General features: G+C 66.0%; 4 protein-coding genes. All 4 read left to right on the top strand.

Annotated features, from left to right (window positions below; genetic code table 11):
- Positions 1-290: 290 nt before the first annotated feature.
- The 4 genes from JCM19049_RS11210 to JCM19049_RS11195 are packed head-to-tail and all read left to right on the top strand — an operon-like array spanning position 291 to position 2,467.
- Positions 291-482, top strand: coding sequence for a hypothetical protein (locus tag JCM19049_RS11210; RefSeq protein ID WP_279403035.1), 192 nt, complete (start codon positions 291-293; stop codon positions 480-482).
- Complete coding sequence (locus tag JCM19049_RS11205; RefSeq protein WP_054821633.1) at positions 482-1,147, top strand: MFS transporter; 666 nt, start codon at positions 482-484, stop codon at positions 1,145-1,147. Before JCM19049_RS11210 ends, JCM19049_RS11205 begins: the two co-directional genes overlap by 1 nt.
- On the top strand, positions 1,147-2,031 hold the full coding sequence (locus JCM19049_RS11200) for an MFS transporter (RefSeq protein WP_054821632.1): 885 nt from the start codon (positions 1,147-1,149) through the stop codon (positions 2,029-2,031). Before JCM19049_RS11205 ends, JCM19049_RS11200 begins: the two co-directional genes overlap by 1 nt.
- The gene (locus JCM19049_RS11195) at positions 1,961-2,467 is read left to right on the top strand and encodes a MarR family winged helix-turn-helix transcriptional regulator (protein WP_054821631.1); all 507 of its coding nucleotides are present in this window, start codon (positions 1,961-1,963) and stop codon (positions 2,465-2,467) included. The genes JCM19049_RS11200 and JCM19049_RS11195 overlap by 71 nt, the downstream gene beginning before the upstream one ends.
- Positions 2,468-2,700 lie beyond the last annotated feature (233 nt).

Here is a 2,700-nt window from a genome sequence, read left to right as displayed (position 1 = left end):
ACCACGCCCTCCGCCTCCCAGGACTCCTAGGGCTGCCCCCACGGCCATCGCCCTCCCCGGCACGCCACGGTTCACCTCCCGTGGACGGGCACACGCACCCGTTTTTTAGTTGTCAAAAGTCAATGAATGTGGAATCGACCACTTTGGTTGATCGAAATCAACCATCGGTCTATAGTTGACGTAGTTCAACTAACAGACTTTGGAGCACTATGACCACTACACCCGCGGATCAGAACCCGCGTATGTCGCACCGGGAGGTTTTGCAATCTCTCACCGGGTTGCTGATGGGCATGTTCGTCTCGATCCTGGCCGGCACCGTTGTTGCCAGCTCGCTGCCGGTGATCGTTGCCGACCTGCACGGCAGCCAGACCGCCTACACCTGGGTGGTGACCGCCACGCTGCTGGCCACCACCGTCTCCACCCCGATCTGGGCAAGTTCGCCGACCTGGGCAACCGCAAGCTGCTGCTGCAGATCGCGCTGATGATGTTCGTGCTGGCCTCCGCGGCCGCCGGCTTTGCGCAGGACACGAACTTCCTGATCGCGATGCGCATCATCCAGGGCCTGGCCGGCGGCGGCATGGGCGCCCTGAGCCAGATCGTGATGGCCGACATCCTCTCCCCGCGCGAGCGCGGCAAGTACATGGGCCTGTTCGGCGCGGTCATGGCCGTGGGCACGGTCGGCGGACCGCTGATCGGCGGGTTCATCACCGACACCATCAACTGGCGCTGGAACTTCTTCGTCGCCCTGCCGGTGGCGATCGTCGCGGTCATCATGATCCAGCGGACCCTGCACCTGCCGGCCGTGACCAAGCGGTCGTTCAAGATCGACTACTGGGGCATGATCCTGCTCTCCGCCGGTGTGTCCTTGCTGCTGATCTGGATGTCCCTGGGCGGCAGCGAATTCGAGTGGGCCTCCCTGACCAGCTACCTGATGGTCGCCGGCTCGGTGCTGCTGCTGGCCGCCTTCGTCCTGGTCGAGCTGCGCGCCGAGGAGCCGCTGCTGAACCTGACCCTGTTCCGCAACCGCACCTTCACCTTCGCCGTGATCGCCTCGCTGGCGGTGGGCGTGTCGATGTTCGGTACCTCGGTGTTCCTCAGCCAGTACATGATCATGGCCCGCGGCGCCAGCGCCATGCAGGCCGGCTGATGACCTTCCCGATGATGGCGGGCCTGCTGGTGATCTCCACCGGCGCCGGCTGGCTGATCTCGCGCTACGGCAAGTGGAAGGCGCTGGTGGTCAGCGGGTCCATCCTGCAGGTGATCGGGCTGTTCCTGCTGGGCAGCATCCACTACGACACCCCGTTCGTACTGGTGGCCACGTACATGTTCATCCTGGGCGCCGGCGTGGGCCTGGTGATGCAGAACATGGTGCTGGTCGTGCAGAACTCGGTGGCACAGCGTGAGCTGGGCGTGGCCTCCTCGGCCGTGAACTTCTTCCGCACCCTGGGCGGCACCGCCGGCACCGCCGGGCTGGGCGCACTGTTGGCGATCAGCATCCCGAACATGCTCGAGGACCGCAAGAACGAGCTGATGCAGGCGCTGGCATCGCTGGGCGACAAGGCCGCTGAGGTGGGCGCCGCCCTGAATTCGGGCTCGCTGCCGGAAATCTCCTCGCTGCCCGAACCGGTGCGCGTGATCCTGGAATCCACCTATGGCGATGCCGTGGCCCAGCTGTTCGCGGTCGCCGCACCGATCAGCATCATCACCGTGATCGCGGTGCTGCTGCTGCCGAACCAGTCGCTGAGCACCCAGACCCGCACCGAGCGCATGCGCGATGAGCAGGGCCTGGTTGAGGTTGACCCGGAGCACGGCCTGGCCGCCGCCGCTGTGACCACCGAGCCGCACAGCCCACCGCGGATGCCGCGCCGATGCACCGCAGGCTCCGGAGCAGGGCAACGCACTGGGCTCGGGATCCACCGCACAGCAACGCCCGGGGAACTCGGCGGGAAAGTAATCCACGATGAACACGGATCTAGCGGCCGCGGCCGAACCGGCCCGGGAAGACCTGGGGCCGGCGGCCACCGGGGATGACTTCAGCCACCGCTTTGAGGCGCTGGAGCACCAGCTGGTGCAGCTGATGGTGAACAACACCCACGCCAAACGGAACCTCGCGGCCCGATTCGGGGATCAGCTGCCGCCGGCCGCGCTGCCGGTACTGGCGCTGGTGTTGAAGAACGACCATATCGCGCAGTCGGAGCTGTGCTCGCAGCTGATGATCGACAAGGCCAGCCTCTCCCGGCTGGTGACCCGGATGGAAGAGGTCGGGCTGCTGGTGCGCAGCCTGGATCCGGAGGACCGCCGGGTCAGCCGGCTTAGTGCCACCGACGAAGCGCGCACACGCTGGCGCGCTCTGATGGGAGAGCACCGGTCGCGCTGGCGGTCCAAGGTAAGCGAGTGGCCCCGTGACGATGTGGACCGGCTGATCGGACTCCTGGACCGGCTGAACATCGATCTGCGGGAGAACTAAACAGCCGGACTCACCTCGTGCTCCGAGGCGGAGAACAAGATGTATCACCGGATAGGACGCCGGGGGACTGCGAAGGTCCCCGGCGTCCTGCTGTTTCTCCACCCCTGACACCGAGGCGCGGCTTCGCTAAGGTCGTGCCATGACCAGTAAGTCCAGCAACATCCCAGCCATCGAGCGCGCCACCGGGATTGGGTGGGGACAATGGGTTGAGCACCTGGGCGCGGCCCAGGCCC

Source organism: Arthrobacter sp. JCM 19049, from assembly GCF_001310435.1.
The sequence above is the reverse complement of the archived record's forward strand: the minus strand, read 5'-3'. Positions and strand labels throughout refer to the sequence as shown.

Bases quoted from the DNA above. Each gene is read 5' to 3' on its own strand.
- JCM19049_RS11200 (WP_054821632.1), top strand. From the start codon at position 1,147: ATGACCTTCCCGATGATGGCGGGCCTGCTGGTGATCTCCACCGGCGCC.
- JCM19049_RS11195 (WP_054821631.1), top strand. From the start codon at position 1,961: ATGAACACGGATCTAGCGGCCGCGGCCGAACCGGCCCGGGAAGACCTG.
- JCM19049_RS11205 (WP_054821633.1), top strand. From the start codon at position 482: ATGATGTTCGTGCTGGCCTCCGCGGCCGCCGGCTTTGCGCAGGACACG.
- JCM19049_RS11210 (WP_279403035.1), top strand. From the start codon at position 291: ATGTTCGTCTCGATCCTGGCCGGCACCGTTGTTGCCAGCTCGCTGCCG.